We start from the raw sequence: 22,610 nt of genomic DNA on the forward strand, positions 1-22,610 counted from the left end.
TGGTCAGACGTCGTCGGGATGTGAGGCGACGGCCGTGGCGATGCGCAGAAGATACCCTGCCCAGGCCTCGATGGTCGCCGCGTCGAACAGATCGGTGTCGTAGTCGAACGAGACCCTGGCCTGGTCGCCGCCATCCTCGAAGAACAGGATCAGGTCGTGTTTGGCGGTGGCGGCATCGACCAGCCCGGCGGCGGCGGGGCCGAGCAGCCCGCCATCGGCCGGCGGCGCCGGCAGGGTGGCGTCGGTCGCGACCGCCTTCACGTCGTCGAAGCGCTGATATTCGAAGATCACATTGGCGAGCGGCTGGCGGCCGCCGGCACGGCCGGGGGCCAGCGCCCGGACCAGCCGGTCGAAGGGCAGTTCGCGCCGGTCCAGCGCCTCGGCCAGACGGTCGCGGGTAAGGTCGATCAACTGGCCGAGCCCGGTGTCGTCGTCCAATTGCAGGCGGATCGGCAGGACGTTGACGAAGAAGCCGATCAGCCCTTCGGTTTCGGCCCGGTCACGGCCGGCGACGCCCATGCCGATCACCATGTCGCCCTGACGGCTCAACCGGTAGAGCACGGCCGCGAACAGGGCGAGCCCGACCGCGGCGAGGCCGGTATTGTGCCGGCGGGCGACCCGGGTCAACCCCGCCAGCACCTCAACCGGCAGCGCGCGCCTGTGCGTGGCGCCGCGGCCCGAGGCATCGGGGCGGGGCGGCCGGTCGGTCGGCAGCGCGATGGCTTCGGGCGCGCCGGCCAGCCGGTCGCGCCAGCCGTCGATCGCCGCCTGCCAGTCGCGGCCCTGCTGCCAGCGGGCATAATCGGCATAGCTGACCGGCAGGGGCGGCAGCGGGTCGCCACGTCCTTCGGTTGCAGCCTGATAAAGAGCTGCAAGTTCTGCGAGCAGAATGCGGCTCGACCAGCCATCGCCGACGATGTGGTGCAGCACCAGCAGCAGCAGGCTTTCGCCATCGGCCACCCGGATCAGCCGGGCGCGGAACAGGGGCGCGGCGGCCAGGTCGAAGGGGGTGGCCGCCTCCAGCCGGGCAAGGCGCAGCGCCTCGTCGGGGCCGTCGGGGCGGTGGCGGAGATCGTCGACGACCAGTGGCGGCGGCGCCTCGGCCGCGACCAGCTGGACGATGCCGTCATTCGTGGTGGCAAAGCCGGTGCGCAGCGTCGCATGGCGGGCCGACAGCCGGTCGAGCGCCAGGCGCAGCGCCCGGGCATCGATGGCACCGGCCGGCAGGGCGAAGAGCATCAGCCAGGCGGGGCTTTCGGGCTGCATCTGCTGCAGCAGATAGAGCCGTTGCTGGCCATGGCTGGCCGGGTGAGCACCGGGGCCGGCGCCGGGCAGGATAGCGCCCTCTGCCGCCATATCCTCTGCCGCCGCCCCCGCCGCCTCGCCCAGGCTGCGGGCGATGCCGGCCATGCTGGCGTCGGCGAAGAAGGCGCGCATGGACATGCGGATGCCGGTCGCCGCCTCCAGCCGGTTCACCACCCGCATGGCCAGCAGGCTGTGGCCGCCAAGGGCGTGGAAATCCGCCGCCGGGTCGGCAACCGGCCGGCCCAGCACCTCTGAGACCACGCCGAGCACGGTGGCGAGGTGGTCGGGGTCGTGCTCCGCCTCTGCCCTGGCGGCAAGCGGCGGGGTGGCGGCAATCAGGGCGGCGAGGGTGGTGTCGTCCTCGGGCAGGCTGTCGAGCAGATGCCAGGCCCCGGGCACCAGTGCCGGCGGCAGGATCGCACCGGCCGCGCGGCGCAGGCGGGCCGCATCGGGCCGGGTGCCGGTGATCGCGGCGACCAGCGTATCGGGGCGCGGCAGGATGCGCAGGGCGCGCACGCCCGGCAGGCCGGAGAGCTGCGCCTCGATCAGCGCCGGGTCGAGCAGATGGCCCTGCCAGCGGGTCAGGCGGTCGATCCGGCCGCCGGTCTCGATCCCCGCCAGATCCAGCCGCCAGCGCGCCCGGTATCCGGTCGGCTGCCAGCCGTCATCGGTCAGCCGGTGCAGATGGCCCCAGACTCCGGGCGGCAGGGGCTGGCCCTGATCGTCGGGCACCGACAGCCCCTCTGCCGCCTCGCGCGCCGCCAGCAGGCCCTGCGTCGCATCGTCGAGGAGCGGCAGCCGGCCGACGGGCTGGTCGGGATCGGCGGTCAGCCCGCCCAGGATCCGGCGCAGCATCGGGCCGAACGCCTGCATCCGCGCGGCATCGAACAGGCCGGTATCGTATTCCAGCACCAGGCCGAAGCCGTCGCCCTTGTCGGCGATGAACACCGACAGATCGTTCTTGCCGTCGGCGCGGACCACCCCGCGCAGGCGGAAACCGCTGCCGTCCAGCGTGCCGGCTGCGGTTGCGGCATGGTTCATATACGAGATGGAGACTTCCGAAAGCGGGCTGCGTTCCGGCATCGCCGGGGCCCGGAATTCGGCCAGCATCCGGCCGAGCGGCAGGGCGTGATGGCTGAGCGCGCCGGCCTGGCGGTCGCGGATATGGGCCAGAAGATCGCTGCCGCTGCCGTCGGCCGGCACGCGCATCCGCACCGGCACCAGGGCGGCATGCATGCCGACCACGCCGTCGAAACCGGCCGCCGCACGGGTGTTCACCGGCAGGGCGACGGTGATGTCGTCGCGGCCCGTCAGCCGGGCCAGCAGCACCGCCCAGCCGGTCAGCAGCACGGTGAAGGGGGTCGTACGCCGGCGGGACGCCAGATCGCGGATGTCGCGCGAGAGCGCCGCCGGCAGGTCGAAGCCGATTGCCGCGGCATCATGGCCATGCACCGGCGGCCGCGGCCGATCGGCCGGCAGGTCGAGCCGGGGCAGGTCGCGGCCATGGGGGGTGGCGGGGAAGATCCCGTCCCACCAGGCACGCGCGGCCTGGATCGCCGCATCGCCGCGCATGGCCGACAACCAGCCGTAATCGCGCAGATCCACGGCCGGCGGCGGCAGGTCCAGGCCCTGATAGAGCGCGCCCAGATCGGTCAGCAGGATCTCGACCCCCTGGGCATCCGACATGCTGTGATGGATGTCGAAGGCCAGCACCATCCGGCCGGCCGGGTCGCGATGCAGCGACCAGCGGGCCAGCGGCCCGCCATCGGGTGTGAAGGGCCGGACCGGGGCCGCCGGCGCCGAGCCGGCGGCCGTGGCCATCGGCCGGATGTCCAGGGCCGGGGTGGCGGCGGCGGCATCGACCGGCACCATCCGCCAGTCGTCGCCCCGCTGCGAGAGGTCTTCCCGGGCGGGATCCAGGCGCATGATCCCGGTGCGCAGCGCCGCATGCCGCCGGACCAGCGCCGCCACCGCGGCGCGCAGCCGGGGCAGATCGACATCGTCCGGCAGGTCGATTTCATGGGGCAGGTTGAAGGCGGTGCCCATATCGGCCAGCGCCTCGGTCTCTACCACCGCACGCTGTTCCCAGGCGAGCGGCCAGGCATCCAGGCCGGCCGGCGCCTTGCGCGGGTCGCCGGGTGCCCGCTCTTCGATGGATGCCCGCTCTTCGGTGGATGCCCGCTCTTCGGATGCCGGTCCGGTGGCCTCCGCTTCCGGCGTCGTGGCCGCCGGTGCCAGGGCGGCGGCCAGGGCGGCAGGCGTGGTGTGATCGAACAGCAGGGTGAGCGTGGCGGTCAGGCCCAGCCGCGCGGTGATCAGATCGGCGATTTCCATGCCCGAGAGCGAATCGCCGCCCAGGTCGAAGAAGTCGTCGGTCAGCTCCACGGTCTCGTGGCCCAGCACCTCGGCCCAGATCGCGGCGATCCGGGCGGCGGGGGTGGGCAGGGCAACCGGCTCGGGCGTCAGCCTGGCTGCGAGCGCGCGGGGGGTGGCGTGGTCGAACAGCATCTGCAGGGTGACCGGCTGGCCGGTTTCCCCCGTCAGCCGTTCGGCGATGTCGAGGCCCGAGAGCGAATCGCCGCCGAGGTCGAAGAAGTCGTCGTCCATCCCCACGGTTTCATGGCCCAGCACCTCGGCCCAGACCCGGGCGATCCGGTCGCCCAGGCCGGCGGGCGGCAGCGCGGGCGCGGCTGCGGGTTCGGAACGGGCAGGCGCCGGCGGCGCATCCGCGGTTGCGGCAAGCCCCGCCGGCAGCACCACCACCTGGGCGGCGCCGGTCGAGAGCGCGCCGATCATGGCGCCCACCGCCTGGGCGGGGGAGATCACCGGTGCGCCGGCACCGCGATCGGCCCCGGCTCGCGCCGCCATGCCCTGATCGGCCAGCGTGCACCAGTCGATGGCCAGCGCCGGCAGACCGGCCGCGCGGCGGCGGCGGGCGAAGCCGTCGAGCCAGGCATTGGCCGCCGTATAGGCGGTGTGGCCGGCAGCACCCACCAGGCCGGTCAGGCTGCCGAAGACCACGAAGGCGGTGACGGGATCCTGCCGGGTGAGGGCATCGAGATTGCGGGCACCCCGGATCTTGGGGGCCATGACGGCGTCGAAGCCCGCCATGTCGCGCACCGCCAGCATGGCGCCGTCGGCAATGCCGGCCATGTGCACCACGGCGGTGATCGGCCCCAGATCGGCGCGCACCCGGTCGAGCGTGGCGGCAAGCGCCGTCTGATCGGTGATGTCGGTTGCATAGAGCCGCACGCGGCCGCCGCGGGCCTCGATGCGGGCGATGGCCGCGGCGAGCGTGTCATCCGCGGTGGCGCGGCGGGCGAGCAGGGCAAGGGTCACCCGCCCGCCATGGCTCAACGCTTCGGCGAGGGCGGCCGCGAAACCGCCGGTGCCGCCGGTCACCACCGCCACGCCGTGATCGGGCCAGGCGGGTGCCCCCTCGGCGGCGATCGGGTCCAGGCGGCGGATATGGCGCAGACCGTCGCGCCAGAGGCTGAGGCGTTGCGGGCGTGCCGCCGCCCATTCGGCGGCGACCGCGGCGGCGGCGGCATCCCCGGCCACGTCCAGATAGCGCAGATCCTGATGCCGGGTCTCGTGGGCGGCGGCGATCACCACCCCGGCCGCGGCGGCGCGCTCGGGATCGGTGTCGGTGCCGGCGCCGATGACGGCGATCCGCTGCACACCCGGCCGGGCCATGGCGATCTTCAGCAGATCGGCGGTCCGGCGGGCAAGATCGGGGCCCGTCGGCAGCGCCAGGATCAGCGAGGCCGTGGCCGGGGCTGCGGCCAGATCGGCATCGCTCCGGATGATCAGGCTCTCGGCGGGCAGGGCGTCGGACGGACGGGCAGCCGGATCCAGCGGATCCGGTGTCCAGACCGGGGCCAGAAGCTCGGGCGCGGCACGGCCGTCTGCCGCCACGAAGCGCAGGCCGTCGATCAGCAGGCACGGCCGGCCGGCCGTGTCGGCGAGGCGGATATCGACCAGCCCGTCGGGCCGGCGGTCGGCACGGGCCATCACGGTTTCAGGCAGGGGCGCCAGAATCCGGATGGCGTTCACCTCGCGCGGGACCTCGCCCGGTGCGGCGAGCAGGCTGGCCGCGATGTCGAGCAGGGCCGGATGCCAGGGCCAGAGCCCGCGATCGCCGGCATGGGCTTCGGGCAGGGCCAGCCGGGCCACGGCACGGCGGCGATCGGGCGCTAGCCAGATCGCCTGCCGGCAATCCCAGCGCGCGCCCACCTGCATCACCCCTTCCGCCCCGTCGAAGGGGGCGAGGTGGAGCGCGATCAGGCCGTCGGTCGACAGGTCCACGGCAGAGAGATCCGGCGCGGATGCCGTCTCCAGCCGGGCCTCGGCCGCAACCGCCCAGCCGCCTTCGGCCGTGGCGTGGCCGGCGGTGACCGTGCCGTCGCGGGCGATCACCAGGCTCGCCTCACCCGATCCGGCATGGAGCGGCCGGCGCCAGACCAGGTTGCGCAGCACGCAGCCCGCGCCCCGATCGGCGGCGACGAGTGCCGGGATCGCCATGCCGACAAGGGTCGGCCGGCCGGCAAGGCGGTGGTCGGCCACCGGCCAGAAATCCGGATCGGCCAGCGGCAGGGCCAGCGCCCGCCCGCCGGGGAAAGAGGTCCAGCCCAGGGAAAAAGTTGTATTCGATGCCGCATTTACAGCTGGTGCGGGCAGGTCGAGCCGGCAGGGGATGCGGCTGAACGGCGCCGGCGGCAGATGATGGCGGCGGGCGGGCACGCCTTCGGGCCAGACCGGCACGGCGCCGGCCAGCACGGCGCGGGCGGCGGCTTCGGCCGCAGCCCGGCCGGCATGCCAGGCGGGCACGTCCTGGTGGCGGGCATGGCGGCCGGTCGCGACCTCGGCGGTGTCGCGATCATCGCCCCGGGCCAGCCGGTCCAGGGCTGAAAGCAGCGCCGCCCGGTCGGAGACGGCGACCGCGAACCGCCAGCCCAGATGGCTGCGGCCCCGGGCGAGCGTGCAGGCGATGCCGGCCAGATCGAGCCCGGCATCCGTCGTGATCCGGTCGTGCAGGGCACGGGCATAGCGGCCGAGCGCCGCCCGGTCGCCGGCCGAGAGCACGATGACCGCATGGCCCTCGGGGCCGATGGCCGCCGCCGGCCGGGCGGGTGCCGCCTCGATCACCGCATGGGCGTTGATGCCGCTGAGGCCGAAAGAGCTGACGCCGGCCCGGCGGGGCGTGCCGCGATCGGGCAGGCGGCTTGCACGGGCCGCCACCCTGACCGGCGCCCGGGCGAAATCGATCGCCGGGTTGGGCCGGTCGAAGAAGGGTTGCGGCGGCGCGGTGTCGTGGGCAAGGGCCGCCACCGCGCGCACCAGGCCGAGCGCGCCGGCCACATTGTCCAGATGGCCGTAATTGCCTTTCCCTGAGCCGATCAGCGCCGGTTCGGAGAGGACGGCCGGGCCCGCGGCCCGGGTCAACCCCTCGATCTCGATCGGATCGCCCAGCCGGGTGCCGGTGCCATGGGCTTCGATGTAGGACATGCTGGCGAAGGGCACACCGGCCCGGTCCCAGGCGGTGCGGATCACATCGGCCTGGGCGATCGGGTTGGGGGCGGCGGCGCCGGCGGAGGCGCCGTCCTGGTTGACGGCGGTCGCCAGGATCACCCCATGCACGGGGTCGCCATCGGCAAGGGCGCGGGCCAGCGGCTTCAGCACCAGGGCCACCGCACCTTCGCCGGCGCCGGTGCCGTCGGCATCGGCGGCAAAGGCATGGGTGCGGGCGGTGCTGCTTTCGATGGTGAAGCGGGCGCCGTCACCCTGGGGAACCAGGATCAGCCGCGCCGCCCCGGCGATCGCGACATCGGCCACGCCCCGCACCAGATCGCGGCAGGCGGCATCCACCGCCACCAGCCCCGAGGAGCAGGCGGTGTCGACCAGGCTCGCCGGCCCGTGCCAGTCGTTCAGGAAACCCAGCCGGGTTGCGATGTTGGAGGGCACGTTGAGCGCGAAAGCCTGTTCCAGCCGCGCACCCGAAAGATGGCGCAGCGCCTGGCGGTGCAGCGGGTTCGCATTGCCGCCGACATGAACCGCGACCCGGGCGCCCTTCAGCGCCGTGCCGCCGAGGCCGGCATCTTCCAGCGCCCGTTGCGCGGTTTCCAGGAACAGCCGCTGTTCGGGGTCGAGCAGGGCGGCATCGGCGGGGGAGAAGCGGAAGCGCCGGGCGTCGAACCCGTCGATATCGGCAAGCCAGGATGCCTCTCGCGGTGCGGCCGGCATGGCGATCCCGGCGGCGGCGGCGATGCGGCGGGCGCTGTCGATGCGTGTCGCGGGCAGCTGCCCGATCCTGTCGGCGCCGGCCGCGACATCCCGCCAGAAGCCCGCCAGATCCTCGGCGCCCGCCACCTGCAGGCCGATGCCGATGATCGCGATCGCCCCGTCGGTCGATGCGGCCGCTTCCGTGCGGGCCGTGGTGTCGTCATCGTCCAGCAGGGCGGCCTGGGCGGTGATGGTCGATGCCGCGAACAGCCCGGCCAGGCTGAACCGGCCCGGCCAGCGCGCTTCCAGCCGGTCGTGCAGCCGCAGCAGCATCAGCGAGCTGCCGCCCGCCTCGAAAAACCCGTCATCGGGGCCGAACACCGCCTCGGGCGGCAGCACCTCGCGCCAGATCCGGGTGATCTCGGCCTCGGCCGGGCGGGCCGTGCGCGCGGGCTTCACCACGGCGCCGGCGGCGAGCGGCATGCCCGAGAGCGCCTTGCGGTCGACCTTGCCGTTGGGCGACAGCGGCACCTGATCGATCCGGAACCAGCGGGTCGGGATCATCGCCGCCGGCAGCCGGTCGGCGAGTGCCGCGCGCAGACCGGCAGGCGTAAGCCCGTCCGAGCCGATCACCCAGGCTTCCAGTTCGGCCAGGCCGTCGCGCCGGCCGACCCGCACCAGGCCGCGCACCACGCCCGGGCAGGCATCGAGCGCGGCTTCGACCTCGGCCGGTTCCAGCCGCACGCCGCCGATCTTCACCTGATCGTCGATCCGGCCCAGATACTCGACCACGCCGTCGGCCGTCCAGCGGCCCAGATCGCCGGTGTGATAGATCCGCATGCCGGCGACATCCGGATCGGGGCGGAAACGTTCGGCGGTCAGATCCGGCCGGCCGCGATAGCCGCGGGCGACCTGGGGGCCGGCCAGCACGATTTCGCCCGCCACCCCCGGCGGCAGGTCGCGGCCGCTGCGGTCCAGGATCAGCACCCGGGTGTTGGCGACCGGGCGGCCGATCGGCACCGATCTGGCCGCCGGATCCCAGGGCGTGCAGGGCTGCCAGGTGACGTCGACGGTGGCCTCGGTCGGCCCGTAGAGATTGTGCAGCGCCGTGCCGAAGCGGGCATGCAGCAGCCGGTCGAAGCGGGCGGCGGTCGCGGCATCCAGGGCCTCGCCGCTGGCGAAGACCAGGCGCAGCGTGGCAAGGTCCGCGGGCCTGATCCGGCCGTCGTCCAGCGCATCCAGGAAGGCACGCAGCATGGCCGGCACGAAATGGATCACGGTGACGCGATGCTCGCGGATCGCCGCCGCCAGCGCCTGGGGGTCGCGCTCGATGCCCGGCGGCGGCACCGCGACGGCGGCACCGGTCCAGGCCCACCAGATCAGTTCCCAGACCGAGACGTCGAAGCCGGCCGGGGTCTTCTGCAGGATCACGTCGCCGGTACCGGTGGACCCCGGGCCGATGGGGAAGGTCTCCTGCATCCACAGGATGCGGTTGGCGAGCGCCCCCCGGGTGATCTCCACCCCCTTGGGCCGGCCGGTGGAGCCCGAGGTGAACAGCACATAGGCAAGGTCATCCGGCCCCGCCGGCACGACCGGCGGATCGGCCAGGTCGTCGCCGGCCAGGATCAGCCGCGCAGCCGGCAGGCCGGCGGCGTTCTCCGCATCGCTCAGGAACCAGGGCTCGCCCAGATCCTCGATCATATGCGCCCGGCGCTGCGGCGGCAGGTCGGGGCTGAGCGGGCACCAGGCGGCACCGGCGGCCAGCACGGCATGGATCGCGATCAGCAGCCCGGGGCTGCGCGGCAGCGCCACCGCCACCACATCGCCCGGCTGCACGCCGGCCGCCAGCAGCCGGCGGGCCAGCCCGCCGACCCGGCGGTCGAAGCCCCGATTGTCGAGGGTGAGGCCGGGGGCGATCAGCGCCGGGGCGGCAGGATCGCCCGCAAAGCGCAGCTGCGCCAGGGGGCGGCTGGTGTCGAAGGGCCGGGCCGTGCCGTTCCAGCGATCGAGCGCCGCCCGGTCGGCATCGGTCATCAGCGGCAGTGCCCCCAGCGGTCCCTCGCCCAGGCCGGGTGCCGTGGCCAGTGCCGCCAGCCGCCCGGCCAGGCTGCGGACGGTGGCCGTCTCGAACAGCTCGGTCGCATATTCCAGATGCAGGCGGATCGCGCCGCCCTCGCGCTGGAAATGGAAGGAAAGGTCGAATTTGGCGAAGGGCAGGATGCAGTCCAGCGGCCGGACCGTCAGCCCCGCCATCGCCGGCATGGCCGGCATGTCGTCCTGCCAGGTGACCAGCACGTCGAAGAGCGGGTTGCGCGCAGGGTCGCGATCGGCGCCAAGCGCCTGAAGCACCGCTTCGAACGGGGCATCCTGATCGGCCACCGCCTCGGCCAGCCGGTCGGTGGTGATCGCCAGATGATCGGCGAAACGGGCGGCCGGATCGATCGACTGGCGCAGCACGACGGTGTTGACCAGGAAGCCGACCAGGTCTTCCGGCACGGGCGCCCCCCGTCCGGCGACCAGCAGGCCGAGGGCGATGTCGCGCGCGCCGGTCAGACGGTAAAGCAGGGTCTGAAGCAGGGCGGTCAGCACCGCGAAGGGGGTGACGCCTGCCCGGGCAGCCAGACGGTCGATCGCGGTGGTCGCGGCGGCGGGCAGGGTCAGGCTCAGAATGTCGCCGGCGAAGCTGCGCACCGCCGGGCGGGGGTGATCGGTCGGCAGGTTGAGCGGCTGGGGCGGCGGCGTCAGCCGGCTGCGCCAGCGGTCGATCAGGGCGCGGCCCTGGGCGCTGGCGGCGCGCGCCCGCTGCCAGACGGCGATATCGGCGAACTGGCGGGCGGGCGGCGGCCGATCGTCCGGCCGGCCGTCCACCGCACCGGCATAAAGCCGGCCCAGATCGCGGAGCAGCACCGGCAGCGACCAGCCGTCGGCGATGGCATGATGCAGGACCAGCAGCAGGCGGTGGTGGTGTTCGTCGATGCGGATCAGCACCGCCCGGGCCAGCGGTTCGGTGGCCAGGTCGAAGGGCCGCGCAATTTCGCGGGCGACCGCCTGGTCGGCTGCGGTCGCATCCAGGCGGAGCCGGCAGGCGGTCAGGGCGCCCGGTGCCGCCACGATCTGCCGCACGCCATCGCCATCCTGCGGGCGGGTGACGAAGCGGGTGCGCAGGGCGTGATGGCGGGTTTCCAGCCCGACCAGCGCCCGATCCAGCGCATCGGGGTCGAGAGGGCCGTCCAGCGCCAGCAGCATCGGCACCGAATAGGTCGCCAGCCCGGGATACAGCCGGTGCAGCACCCAGAGCCGCAGCTGCCCGGGGGAGAGCGGGTGCTCGGTGCCGGTGGCGCGGGGGATGGCCGGTTCCGCCGCTGCCGCGGGCAGGCGGTCGAGCAGGGCTGCGATCGCGCGCACGCTGCGCGCGGCCATGATCTGCGCCAGCCCGGGGCGCCGGCCGGTCGATGCCTGAAGCAGGGCGGAAAGCCGCATGGCGGCCAGGCTGTGGCCGCCCAGATCGAAGAAATCGGTATCGCTCTCGATCCGGACCCCGGGGAACAGGCTTTCGAAGGCGCCGGTCACCGCCCGGGTGAAGCCCGTAGCCGCGACGGCGGGCGGGGTGACGGGGGTGGCTGCGGACAGCATCGTGACCGCCTGCCGGCGATCGGCCTTGCCGTTGGCATTGACCGGCAGCCGGTCGACCAGCCGGAAACGTTCGGGAACCATATAGGCCGGCAGCCGTGCTGCGATGGCCGCCCGCCAGCCGGCCTCGTCCGCCTCGTCGGCCGCGATCAGCGCCGCCAGGATCTGATCGGCGCCCTGGCCCACGCCCACCACCACCGCCTCGCGCACGGCGGGCTGCGCGGTCAGGATCGCTTCCACCGCGGCGGTTTCGATCCGCTGGCCGCGGATCTTCAGCTGACCGTCGCGCCGGCCGCCGAAATCGATGGTGCCGTCCGCCCGCCAGCGCGCCCGGTCGCCGGTGCGATAGACCAGGGTCTCGCCCGTCCCGCTCAGGGTGACGAAGGATTTCGCCGTCAGATCCGGCCGGCCGGCATAGCCGGTCGCCAGCCCGTCACCGGCGGTGACCAGTTCGCCCCAGAAGCCGATCGGAAGCGGCTGGCCGCGGCCGTCGACGATATGCACCCGCGTGCCGGGCACCGGCCGGCCGATGGGCACCGGCCCGCCGTCCAGATCGGCGGCGGTGATCCGGTGGATGGTGGTGAAGGTGCCGTTCTCGGTGGGGCCGTAGGCGTTGTAGAGCGCAAGCCCCGGGCAGGCGGCCATCGCCCGGCGGACATGATCGGGGCTGATCACCTCGCCGCCGGTCATCAGCCTGTCGAGGCCGGCGAAGGTGCCGGGCCGCTCGTCGACGATCTGATTGAACAGGCTGGTGGTGATCCACATCGTATCGACGCCGTCCTCGCGGATCCTGCGCTCCAGCAGCGGCGGGTCGAACATGGTGGTCGCCGGCAGCACCCGCACCCGGCCGTGATTGAGCAGCGGCGCCCAGAGTTCCAGGCTGATCGCATCGAAGGCCATGGGCGCCGCCTGGGTCATGCAGCCCCCGGGCCGGCAGAAGCCGCCATAGGCGAGGCGCAGGATCGCCCGATGCGGCACCACCACGCCCTTGGGCATGCCGGTCGAGCCCGAGGTATAGAGCAGGCAGGCGGGATCTTCGGGGCCGCGCGGGCCGGGGGCCAGGTCGGCCCGGCCGGTCGGCAGCGGGATCAGCGTGATGTCGGGGGCGAGTGCGGCCCAGCGGGCCAGGCCCGCACCATCCGCCACCAGCGCCGTGCAGCCGGCGGCGGCCAGCAGCTCCCGCGCGGTCGCCACCGGGAAAGTGGCGGCGAGCGGCAGGAAGGCGTTACCGGCCCAGATGATGCCCATCAGCGCGGTGAGACCATCGGGATCGCGTTCCACCGCCAGCGCCACCGGTGCGCCGGGCCGCACACCCGCGTCGGCGAGGGCTGCCGCGACTCCGCCCAGCCGGGCGCGCAGATCCCCGGCCGCCAGGGCGCCTTCATCATGGACAAGGACGATGCGGTCCGGATCGGCCCGGAGCACCTGGTCCAGCTGCTGCCCGAGGCCGGTGTCGCGCGGCCAGGCGAAGTCGGTGGCGTTCGCTGAGGCGATGACCGCGCGATCCTCGTCACCCAGCAGGTCCAGCCGGTCCACCGGGGTGGCCGGATCGGCGGCGGCGGACGCAATCAGCCGGGTGATCATTGTCTGCAGCCGCCCGATCCAGGCGCTGCCGAAGCGGGCCGGGTCGTATTCGATGTTGAGTGCGGCCGCATCGCCCTGCCACATCAGCCCGATCAGCAGCGGGAACTTGCCGGTGGCGAAGGAGATGTCGGCGGCTTCCAGCGCCGAGAGGTCGTTCTCCAGCGTGCAGACCACATCGATCGGCTCGGGGCCGCGGCCAGGCACCACGCGCGCCCAGTCTGCCGACAGCCGGGAGAGCGGATAATCCTGGACGGTCAGCACCTGAGAGATGTCGCGGCCGATCCGCCGGGCCAATTGGGACAGGGCCTCACCCGCGGTCGGTTCAACAACCACAGGAAGCAAATTCACAAAACACCCGATGGCATCGGTCGTGTCGCGGCGGCCACGCCCGGCAAAGGCGATGCCGATCGACAACCGTTGCGTGTCTTCCAGAATTCGCCAAAGGGCTGTGGTTGCAATGGCGGTCCAGACCGCCGTGGGCGTGGCGCCCCGGCCGGTCAGGCCGTGCAGTGCCCGGGCGGTTTCCGGTGTCAGCCGGATCATCGCCCGGCGGCCGTCTCCCGGCGGGACCGGATCCGGTTCGGCGGCAAGGGCCCGTTCGGGCAGCCGGGCGAGGCGCGGGGCCCAGAAGGCGCGCGCGGCCTCTTCCGCCGCCGCGTCGAGCGCACCGGGATCTGCCGGCGCCGGCGGCGGCAGGGGCTGCCCGGTCAGCAGGGCGGTCAGCTCCCGCTGGAACACGGCCCGGCTTTCGCCGTCGAAGACCAGATGATCGGCCACCACCCGCAACCGCTCGGGCTGGCCGGCATCCCAGCCGAAGCGGATCAGCGGCCCCGTCGCCGGGTCGAAGGGCGCCAGCATGTCTGCCGCATCGTCATAACCGGCCAGCCGGATCGGCGGCACCGGCCCGACCCGCTGCATGACCTGTCCGCGGGCGTCCTCGGCGAAGGTCGAGCGCAGGGCCGGATGCCGGTCGAGCAGCCGGTGCAAGGCCTGTTCAAGTACAGCTGCCGTGGTCCCGGCCGGCAGGTCGCAGATCAGCCCGATGGAATAGCTGGTGCCGGGCCCGGCATCGCGGCGGGCAAGCCATTGCCCCTCCAGCCGGGCCGGCAACCGAAAAGAATTTATTTCTGTCGATGAATCACCCTTTGTATGTTCGGTCTCTTCGGCCGCGGCCGCCTTGACCGGCGCGTCGGCGGTCGCCGCCTCAAGCCGCCCGAACAGATGGCCGACCAGGGCTGCGGCCGAGGGATGGCCCAGAATGTCGGCCACGGTCACCTCGCGGCCGCTCAGCCGGCTGAGCGGCGCCACCGCGCGGATGGCGCGCAGCGACTGCAGCCCGTGGGCGGTGAGATCGTCGTCGGCGCTGAGCCCCGGGGCATCCAGCAGGCCGGCGAACAGCCGGGTGACTTCGGTTTCAAGCGCCGTGCGCGTGGCGGTGTCGATCAGCGGTATCGCCGGCTGCGGCGGGATCGTCGCGGCGATGTCGAGGGGTGACGGCAGGTCGCCCGCCGGCAGGTGATCCACCGGCTGCGTCGGATCGGCGAGGGCGGCATCGAGCATGGTTTCGAATGCGGCGGCCAGCCTTTCCACCCGGGCCTGGTCGATGCGGGCGGGCGGAAAGCTCCACTGCATGTCCGAGGCATCGGCGGCGCCATAGGTCCGCAGACAGGCCATCACGTCGTGCAATTCGCCGAAGATCGAGTCCGCCACCCGCACCTGCAGCCCGTCGAAGCCATAGGTCGCGGGCAGGTCCATGGCATTGAAGATCGCGCCGCGGCTGGCCGGCCTGTCGGGGATGAAGCCGGCCTCGGGCCAGCGCATCGGTGCCAGGCGCATATGCCGGAGGTCGCGGCGGGTCATGGCATCGATCCGCCGGGCGAGCCCGGCCAGGCTTTCGGTTCCGTCGATCCGGGTGCCGGTCGGAACGGTATAGGCGAATTCGCCCGGGGTGCGCCGCTCCGCGCGCCCCATGCGATTGCCGAGCGGCATGTTGCAGACGGGCGTGTCGGTGCCGGCCACCCGACCTAGCAGCACCAGAAACAGCGCCAGTGCCAGGCTGCTGCGCGAGGTGAGGCCATGCGCGCGCGCCACCTGGTCCATGGCCGCCAGCCGTGCCGCGCCGAGCGGGCGGATCACCGATCCGATCCGCCCGTCGGGGCGGGCGGCGGCGGTGGCTGCCGGCCGGAAGCCGGCCGCCGCCGGCAGCCCGTCCAGACGGCTGCGCCACCATGCGGCATCGGCTTGGGCGCCCGTGCCGGCGGCATGGGCGGCTTCGCGCGCCAGATGGTCGGTGAAAGCCGGCAGATCCGGATCCGGCAGGGCTTCGCCGCGGATGAGGGCGGTATAGATCCGCCCCACCGTGCCGGCCAGAATCATGCCCCCCTGACCGTCCAGGATCAGGTGATGATAGCAGCGGATCCAGCGATGGCGATCGGGCGCCAGCCGCAGCAGCTGATGGCGGCAGAGCGGCCCGTGGGCGGTGTCGAAGGGGCGGGCCTGCAGGGCTTCGAAGGCTTCTCTGGCGAGCAGCTCGGGGTCGTCGGCGTCCGACAGGTCGATCCGGGCGAAATCAAACCGGCCGGGCGCATCGGCGAGCCACTGCCAGGGGATGCCGGTCTCGTCGACCATGAACCGCAGCCGCACCACCTCTGCCGCCTGATCGGTCAGCCGGATGGCGGTGCAGAGCGCCGCGGGGTCGAGCGGCCCGTCCAGATCGATCCGGTCGGCGATGTTGTAGCCCGCAGGGCCCACCCCGCCCGACATCAGATCGGCCCAGATCCCCGCCTGCGCACCCGACAGCGGCAGCGGTGATACAGCTGCGGCCTCTGCGATGGTCTCTGCCGCCGCATCCTGCCGCCCGCCCGGACCTGCCCGACCGATCACACTCACGATAGCCTCCCGCTGCCCGATAGCCTTGGCCTGCCGATCAGACAGCCTGCAGCCTCTATTGGGGAGCAGAGTAAGGTGCCGGTTGTGTCACTCGCAAGTCGGGTGCTTGGCAAAAATCGATCATCATTGACCCGACGATGCGGCATGTCTGCACGGTCCGGGCCTGCGGCGCCCGTCCGCGGCCATTGCCTCTCGTCCGGCCGGCATACCGGAGCTCTCCGGGACGGGTGCCGGAAGCGACGCCTGGCATCATTACAAGGGCTGCAAATATTCAGCACAATTGCACGATTCGTGAACGGCGTAGCGTTCTGCCATATGTTCCGCAATTTAATCCAATCTTCATCAAATTGAGGATAACTAGCTCAAATTGGCATGAATCCGGCCCGCCGGCAGGCGGCCGACGCGAAAATGTAAGCGCATACACATATCGGGAGGCAGGATGTTCCTACAAAGCTGGATGCGGCGCCGATTGGCCGTGAAGATCGTCGTGCCGGTGCTGCTGGTCCTGAGCCTGGGGCTGGGCCTGTCGACCTGGTTCGGCGCCTCGCGCGGCGGCGAGACCATCGAAGATCTGAGCGAAACGGTGGTCGAAGGCGTGGCCGGCGAGGCCAGGGAACAGGTTGCCGGCATCATCGACGGCGCTTTCGGCGTGGGCCGCGGCATCGGTGCCACCGCATCCGGCGCGATCGCGGCCGGCAAGGCCGATCGCGCGGCCATGATCGCCATGCTGAAGCTGCTGCTTCAGGACAATCCCAACCTGGTCGCCACCTGGATCGCGTTTGAGCCCGACGCCTTCGACGGCGCGGATGCCGCCCATAAGGGCCAGCCCGGCCATGACGCGACCGGCCGTTTCATTCCCTATGTCTCGCGCAGCGGCAGCACCATCAATCTGGACCCGCTGATCGATTACGAGACGCCGGGGGCGGGCGATTACTATCTTCTGGCCCGCAATACCCGCCGCGAGCAGATCATCGAGCCCTATTTCTACGAGATTGCCGGCAAGCAGGAGCTGATCACCACCCTGGCGGTGCCGGTGGTGCGGGACGGCCGGGTGATCGGCGTTGCCGGCGTCGACCTGAAGCTGCCGGTGCTGAACGACCTTCTGGCGCAGATGAAGCCCTTCGGCACCGGTACCGTGTCGCTGATCTCGACCGGCGGGCTGTGGGTCGCCTATCAGACCCCGGCGGAGCTGGGCAAGCCGGTCGCGAATGTCGAGCCCGAGCTTGCCGATGCGATCCGCGGGGCCGACGGCGGCACGATGATCTTCGAGGACAAGCCCCAGGCGGTGACCGGCACGCTGGTGCATCGCATCGTGCTGCCGGCCCGTTTCGGCAAGGTCGATACCCCCTGGTTCGTGACCGTCGACGTGCCCGAGGATGAAATCAGCGCGCCGGTGGATGCGTTGACCCGCGGGCTCGTCACCACCGGCCTGGTGGTCGTGGCGGTCCTGGGGCTGGTGATCGCCCTGCTGATCCAGCGTCTGGCGGCCGCTCCGGTCGGCCGGCTGACCGCCGCGGTGCGCCGGCTTGCCGCCGACGAAACCGATGTGGTGGTGCCGCTGACCGGCCGTGCCGACGAGCTGGGCGTGATGGCAGGCTCGATCGACTATTTCAGGGACCGGCTGGTCGAGGTGAAGCATCTGCGCGAAGAGCAGGAGGCGGCCAAGGAACGCGCCGCCGCCGGGCGCCGGGCCGAGATGATGCGCCTGGCCGGCACGTTCGAGACCGCGATCGCGGGGGTGGTCGACGGTGTTGCGCGCGCCGCCGGCGATCTTCAGGCCAATGCCACCGAGCTGTCGGGCACGGCCGACGAGGCCAGCCGCCAATCGGCGGCGGCGGCGGCGGCGACCGGTCAGGCGTCGTCGAACGTGGCCATGGTCGCCGGTGCGGGCGAGGAACTTTCGGCCTCGATCGCCGAGATCAGCCGTCAGGTGGCGGAAAGCTCCACCGTCACCCGCCGGGCGGTGGAGGATGCCGAGGCCACCGGCCGCACGGTCGAGGGCCTGGCCGATGCCGCGCAGCGCATCGGCGGCATCGTCCAGCTGATCAGCGACATTGCCGCCCAGACCAATCTTCTGGCGCTGAACGCCACGATCGAGGCGGCGCGCGCCGGCGATGCCGGCAAGGGCTTCGCGGTGGTGGCGAGCGAGGTGAAGAGCCTGGCCGACCAGACCGCCCGCGCCACCCAGGACATCTCGGCCCAGATCGCCGGCATGCAGCAGGTGACGAAGGGTGCGACCGAGGCGATGACCCAGATCCGCGCCACCATCGCCCGCATCGATGAAATCTCCACCGCCATCGCGGCTGCGGTGGAAGAGCAGTCGGCCGCCACCAGCGACATCTCCACCAACGCCCAGCAGGCGGCGCGCGGGGTCGACGAGGTGTCGCGCAGCGTCACCGGCGTCAGCCGGGTGGCCTCGGAAGTGGGGGCCACCGCGGGCCGGGTGCTGGCGGCTTCGTCCGACCTCTCCACCCAGTCCGACGCGCTCCGCCGCGAGGTGGGGGCGTTCATCGAGGGGGTGCGGCGGGCGTGATGTCGGGGGCGTGATCGGGTGGGGCCGCTTATTCCGGCGGTCCCACCAGCAGCAGCCGGGCCGGCGTTTCGGCCACCGCCTCGTGAATGGTGCCCGCCGGCACGATCAGATGGTCGCCGGGGCCGAGCAGATGTTCGGTCCCGCCCGTCCGGGCACGGAGGCGGCCGTCCAGCACCACGACCAACTCGTCGGCCATAGCGGCATGGGGCGGGATGGCGCCGTCCACCCGGGCATCGACCACCAGCAGCGGCGCGGTGGCGGGGCCCAGGCGGGCGGTGATCCGTCCATGGAAGCCGGGCATGGTGATTTCGGCGCCCGGCATCGCCGGCATCACCGGCTTGCGGGCGGTGATCAGATAGCCCACCTGGCGGACCGGCTTCACCTCGCCCGGGATCAGCCCCACCGCCGCCATCCAGCCGGCCAGCGTGTCGGGGGCATCCAGGCGCATGCGGGCGGCCACCGGGCCGAACCAGCGTTTCAGCATCGCCGCCTGTTCGGGCGGGGTGGTGACGATGCCGAGCCGGCCGCCGGGGGCCAGCACCCGGGCCATTTCGGCGATGGCCGCCTGCGGTTCGGGGAAGAAGAAGAAGGCGTTGAGCGAGGTGACCAGGGTAAAGGCCGCATCCCCGAAAGGCAGGCGGGCGACATCGCCCTGGTGCAGTTCCAGCCGGCCGGCGGCGAGGGCTGCGGCATTGCGCCGCCGGGTTTCCGCCACCATGTCGGGGCTGTGGTCGAGCCCGGCCGCGCCGGCCCCCCGGGCCAGCACCCGTTCGAGGAAAACGCCGCCGCCGCAGCCGAGATCGAGCAGCCGGTCTTCCGGCCCCGGATGCAGGGCATCCAGCATCATCGCGAAGCTGGTCTCGTGACCGGCGGGGTGGCGGTAGATCAGCCGGCCGATCAGCCCGCCGGGGCGGCGGGCAAGGCGATCGGTCAGGCGGTCCATGAAGGTCGCGCTCATGGGGATATGGCCTTGCAGAGGGTCGGGGATCAGGGGGCGGATCGGTCGTCGAGCTGTCGCAGCGCCGGGCGGGCGAGCATGGCGCGGGTGACGACGAGCCCCGCGGCACCGGCCGCAAGCACGGCGGCCAGCGCGCCCGCATAGCCGGTTCCGGCGGCGATGCCGGTGGCGACGCCGCCGCTCAGGGTCTCGCCCGCCACCTGTGCCGCCTGGGGGATGGTGACATCGGTTCCGGCCTGGCTGCCGCGTGCGGCGAAGCGCATCATCAGCGTGGCGGCCGCGGTGGTGGCGGCCCCGCCGGCGGTGCCGAGCAGGATGGATGCCGGCAGCACGACCGCCAGATCGGGGGCCACCAGCCCCGCCACGGGCAACAGCCACAGGCCGAGGGCGGCAAGTGTGAGGACCAGGGCCGAGACGAGGGTCGGGCCGGTGCCGTGGCGGCCGATCATCCGCACCGCCAGCGGGCAGCCGATCAGGATCATCGCCAGGCTGCCGGCGATGCCGGTGAGCCCGATCCGGTCCAGCGCCATGCCGGCATCGGTCAGATAGAGTTTCGACAGGGCGAGCCCGCCGGAATAGGGCAGCGCGAAGCCGATGCCGGCGATCAGCACCGGCCAGGCGCCCGGCCGGCGGAAATAGGCGCGGAGCCGCGCCGGATGGCGGTCGTCGTCGGTCGTGGCCCGGGGTTCGGCCCAGGCCAGCACCGGCAGCAGGGCGGCGATCAGCAGCCCGGCCAGGACGGCGAGCGCGGCTTGCACGCCGATATGGCCCGAGGCCCAGAGCAGCCCCGATCCGCCGAGCATGAAGCCCGCCATCATGCCGCCGCTTTGCAGCGCATTGGCGCGGGTCAGCCGGCCGCCATGCAGCCGTTCGGCGGCCAGCCCGTCGGTGGCGGTGTCCTGGGTGGCCGAGGCGACGGAGGCGATCAGCGTCAGCGCCACCACCGGCAGGGCCGCCGCCTGCCAGTCGGTGATCATGGCGAGACCGGCCATGGCGGCTGCCAGGATCAGCTGCATGGGGATGATCCAGGCGCGCCTGCGGCCCAGGCGCGCGCTGCCGCCCAGATTGTCGACCAGCGGCGCCCAGAGCGGTTTCAGCACCCAGGGCAGCCCTGCGAGCGACACCCAGGCGATCACCTCCAGCGGCACGCCCGCCTGGCGCAGCAGCACGGGCAGGGCTTCGAAGGCGAAGCCGATCGGCAGGCCCTGCGCCAGATAGAGCGCGCCGATCAGCAGCAGGCCGGGGGCGGGAGAGGTGGCAGGACGGGTCATGGCGCGCTCACCACCGTCCGGTCAGGGTCAGGCCCAGGCTGCGGCCGCGCCCGGCGACGCCGACATCGCTGCCGCCCATGTCGTAGTAATAGGTCAGATACTCTTCATCGAAGAGGTTGCGGGCCCAGAGCGCCGCCGCCCAGGCGCCGGCATCGAAGCCGATCCGGCCGTCGACCAGATGGGTCTCGCCCTGGCGATAGTCCGAGGCGGGGGTGAAGCTCATCGACGAGCGCCAGGAATAGTCGACCCCCGCCACCAGATCGACCCCCGGCGCCACCGGCCGGGTGAGGTCGAGCCCAAGCGCCAGGGTATGTTCCGGCGCATAGGGCAGGTCCTGGCCGGAATAATCCGCGCCCTGAATGCTGTCGACGAAATCGTCGAACCGGGCGTTCAGATAGCCATAGGCCAGGCGCAGCCCCAGCCCTTCGGCGATCTGCGCCCGGGCCTCGACCTCGGCCCCTTCCGAGGTGGAACGGGCGGCGTTGCGCAGCACCCGGGTCAGCGGGCTGGTGTAGATCACCACCTGCTGATCCTTCCAGTCGTTGCGGAACAGGGTGAGGTCGATCGCCAGCCGGTCGTCCAGCCACAGGGTCTTAGCGCCGATCTCGAAGGTGGTGACGGTTTCCGGGTCGTAGCGGTTGATGCTGCCGTCCAGCTCCGGATAGGGGCTGATGCCGCCGGATTTGAAGCCGCGGGCGACGCGGGCGAAGGTGGTGACGCCATGGGCCACCGGCCGCCAGCTGATGGTCATCTCGGGCGAGAGATCGTCGAAATCGGCATCGCCCGACACCCGCATCGGCGCGCCCATCATCATATTGCCCGACGGGCTGGTGATCTCGGACGTGGTCTCTTTCCACTCGCGGGTATAGCGCAGCCCGGCGGCGACATCGACCGAGGGCAGCAGCCGCAGCCGCGCCTCGCCGAAGGCCGAGGCCGTGTCGGTGGTCTGGTCGAAACCGCTGCGGCTCCAGTCGGCGCGGGGTACGGTGGTATAATCGTAGAACTGCGCCGCCTTGAAATCCTCGCGCATGTAGAACAGCCCCGTGCTCCAGCCGAAGCGGCGGCCGTCCTCGGGGCTCGACAGGCGGAGTTCCTGCGAGATCTGGCGCTGTTCCTCGGTCTGGGCCTGGATGTAATAGGGCAGGGCCATGAAGTCGCCGTCGAGCACATGGTCCATGTCGTGGCCGCGGATCGCGGTCACCGAACTCAGCACCACCGCCCCCAGATCATGGGTCAGCCTGGCCGACAGCCCGGCGGTGTCCAGGCTGCGCTCGCCTTCGGTGTCGTGGGTGGAACGGTGATCGAAGGCGAGCGGCAGGGGCGCATAGGCGAGCCCGCCATCATCGCGATCGCGCGACAGATCCGCCCGGATCATCACCTCGGTCGCATCACTCAGCATGCCACCGATTGCGAGTTTCACCGCCTTGCGGTCGGTGCGCCCCAGGCGATTTCCCGAGGCATCGTCGCGGATGAACCCGTCGTCGCGGGTGAGGCCGACCACGGCGCGCACCGCCAGATCGGCCGCCGCGCCCGCATCGCCGAGCGGGGTGTCGAGCACGCCCTGCATCTCCAGCCGCCGGTCGCTGCCCAGACCCAGCGTGGCGGTGATCCCCGGATCGGCACCCGGCACCGGCGAGACCAGATTGACCGCGCCGCCGATGGTGTTCTTGCCGTAGAGCGTCGATTGCGCGCCGCGCACCACCTCCACCCGGTCCAGATCCTGAAACGCGGTCGGGTAGCCGTTGGGCCGGGCGATATAGACATCGTCGACGAACAGCCCGACGCCGGGCTGGCGGTCGACACCGCCGCTCATGCCCAGAGAGCCGATGCCGCGGATGGTCAGTGGCCCGCCCTGGGGGCTGAAGGTCGCGTTCGGCACCGCCCGCGCGGCATCGTCGAGATCGCGCACCCCCGCCTCGCCCAGACGATCGGCGCCGATCACCGTCACCGAAACCGGCGCCTCGCTTGCCTGCTCCGCCCGGCGGCGGGCGGTGACGGTCAGCGGTTCCAGGGTGACGGCGCTGCCGGCGGCGGCCTCGCCCGCCGCCTCTTCGGCAAGCGCGGGGGCCGGCATCAGCGGCAGGGCGGCGGCAAGGGCGGCGCCGGTCAGCAGACGGCGGGCCAGGATCGGGCGTCTTGGAGCAGATGGTGTCGGCGTGGTCATCTCTGGCATCCCGCAGGTCATATGCGAATGAGACGCATTAACGACCATAAGTCT

The 22,610-nt window shown here is 72.4% G+C and carries 5 protein-coding genes; 1 reads left to right on the plus strand and 4 read right to left on the minus strand.

Features of this window, described 5'->3' with window-relative positions:
* Positions 1-3: 3 nt before the first annotated feature.
* Complete coding sequence (locus P7L68_RS03525) at positions 4-15,630, minus strand: amino acid adenylation domain-containing protein (protein WP_371999775.1); 15,627 nt, start codon at positions 15,628-15,630, stop codon at positions 4-6.
* 475 nt (positions 15,631-16,105) lie between these two features.
* Here P7L68_RS03525 and P7L68_RS03530 point away from each other — a divergent pair, with 475 nt between their 5' ends.
* Positions 16,106-18,163: a methyl-accepting chemotaxis protein gene (locus P7L68_RS03530; RefSeq protein WP_371999958.1), complete on the plus strand. Its 2,058-nt coding sequence runs from the start codon at positions 16,106-16,108 to the stop codon at positions 18,161-18,163.
* Between the two features lie 28 nt (positions 18,164-18,191).
* On the opposite strand, the gene P7L68_RS03535 is transcribed toward P7L68_RS03530, so the two are convergent.
* The 3 genes from P7L68_RS03535 to P7L68_RS03545 are packed head-to-tail and all read right to left on the minus strand — an operon-like array spanning position 18,192 to position 22,556.
* The gene (locus P7L68_RS03535; protein WP_371999777.1) at positions 18,192-19,121 is read right to left on the minus strand and encodes a methyltransferase domain-containing protein; all 930 of its coding nucleotides are present in this window, start codon (positions 19,119-19,121) and stop codon (positions 18,192-18,194) included.
* A gap of 29 nt (positions 19,122-19,150) precedes the next feature.
* Positions 19,151-20,392, minus strand: coding sequence for an MFS transporter (locus tag P7L68_RS03540; protein ID WP_371999778.1), 1,242 nt, complete (start codon positions 20,390-20,392; stop codon positions 19,151-19,153).
* 7 nt (positions 20,393-20,399) lie between these two features.
* Positions 20,400-22,556, minus strand: coding sequence for a TonB-dependent receptor (locus P7L68_RS03545; RefSeq protein ID WP_371999780.1), 2,157 nt, complete (start codon positions 22,554-22,556; stop codon positions 20,400-20,402).
* Positions 22,557-22,610: the final 54 nt, after the last annotated feature.

This window comes from Tistrella mobilis, from assembly GCF_041468085.1.
Classification (GTDB): Bacteria; Pseudomonadota; Alphaproteobacteria; order Tistrellales; family Tistrellaceae; genus Tistrella; species Tistrella mobilis_A.

What these genes read in the sequence shown, in the direction of transcription:
- P7L68_RS03535 (WP_371999777.1), bottom strand. Translation starts at nt 19,121, where the DNA reads ATGAGCGCGACCTTCATGGACCGCCTGACCGATCGCCTTGCCCGCCGC.
- P7L68_RS03540 (WP_371999778.1), bottom strand. Translation starts at nt 20,392, where the DNA reads ATGACCCGTCCTGCCACCTCTCCCGCCCCCGGCCTGCTGCTGATCGGC.
- P7L68_RS03545 (WP_371999780.1), bottom strand. Translation starts at nt 22,556, where the DNA reads ATGACCACGCCGACACCATCTGCTCCAAGACGCCCGATCCTGGCCCGC.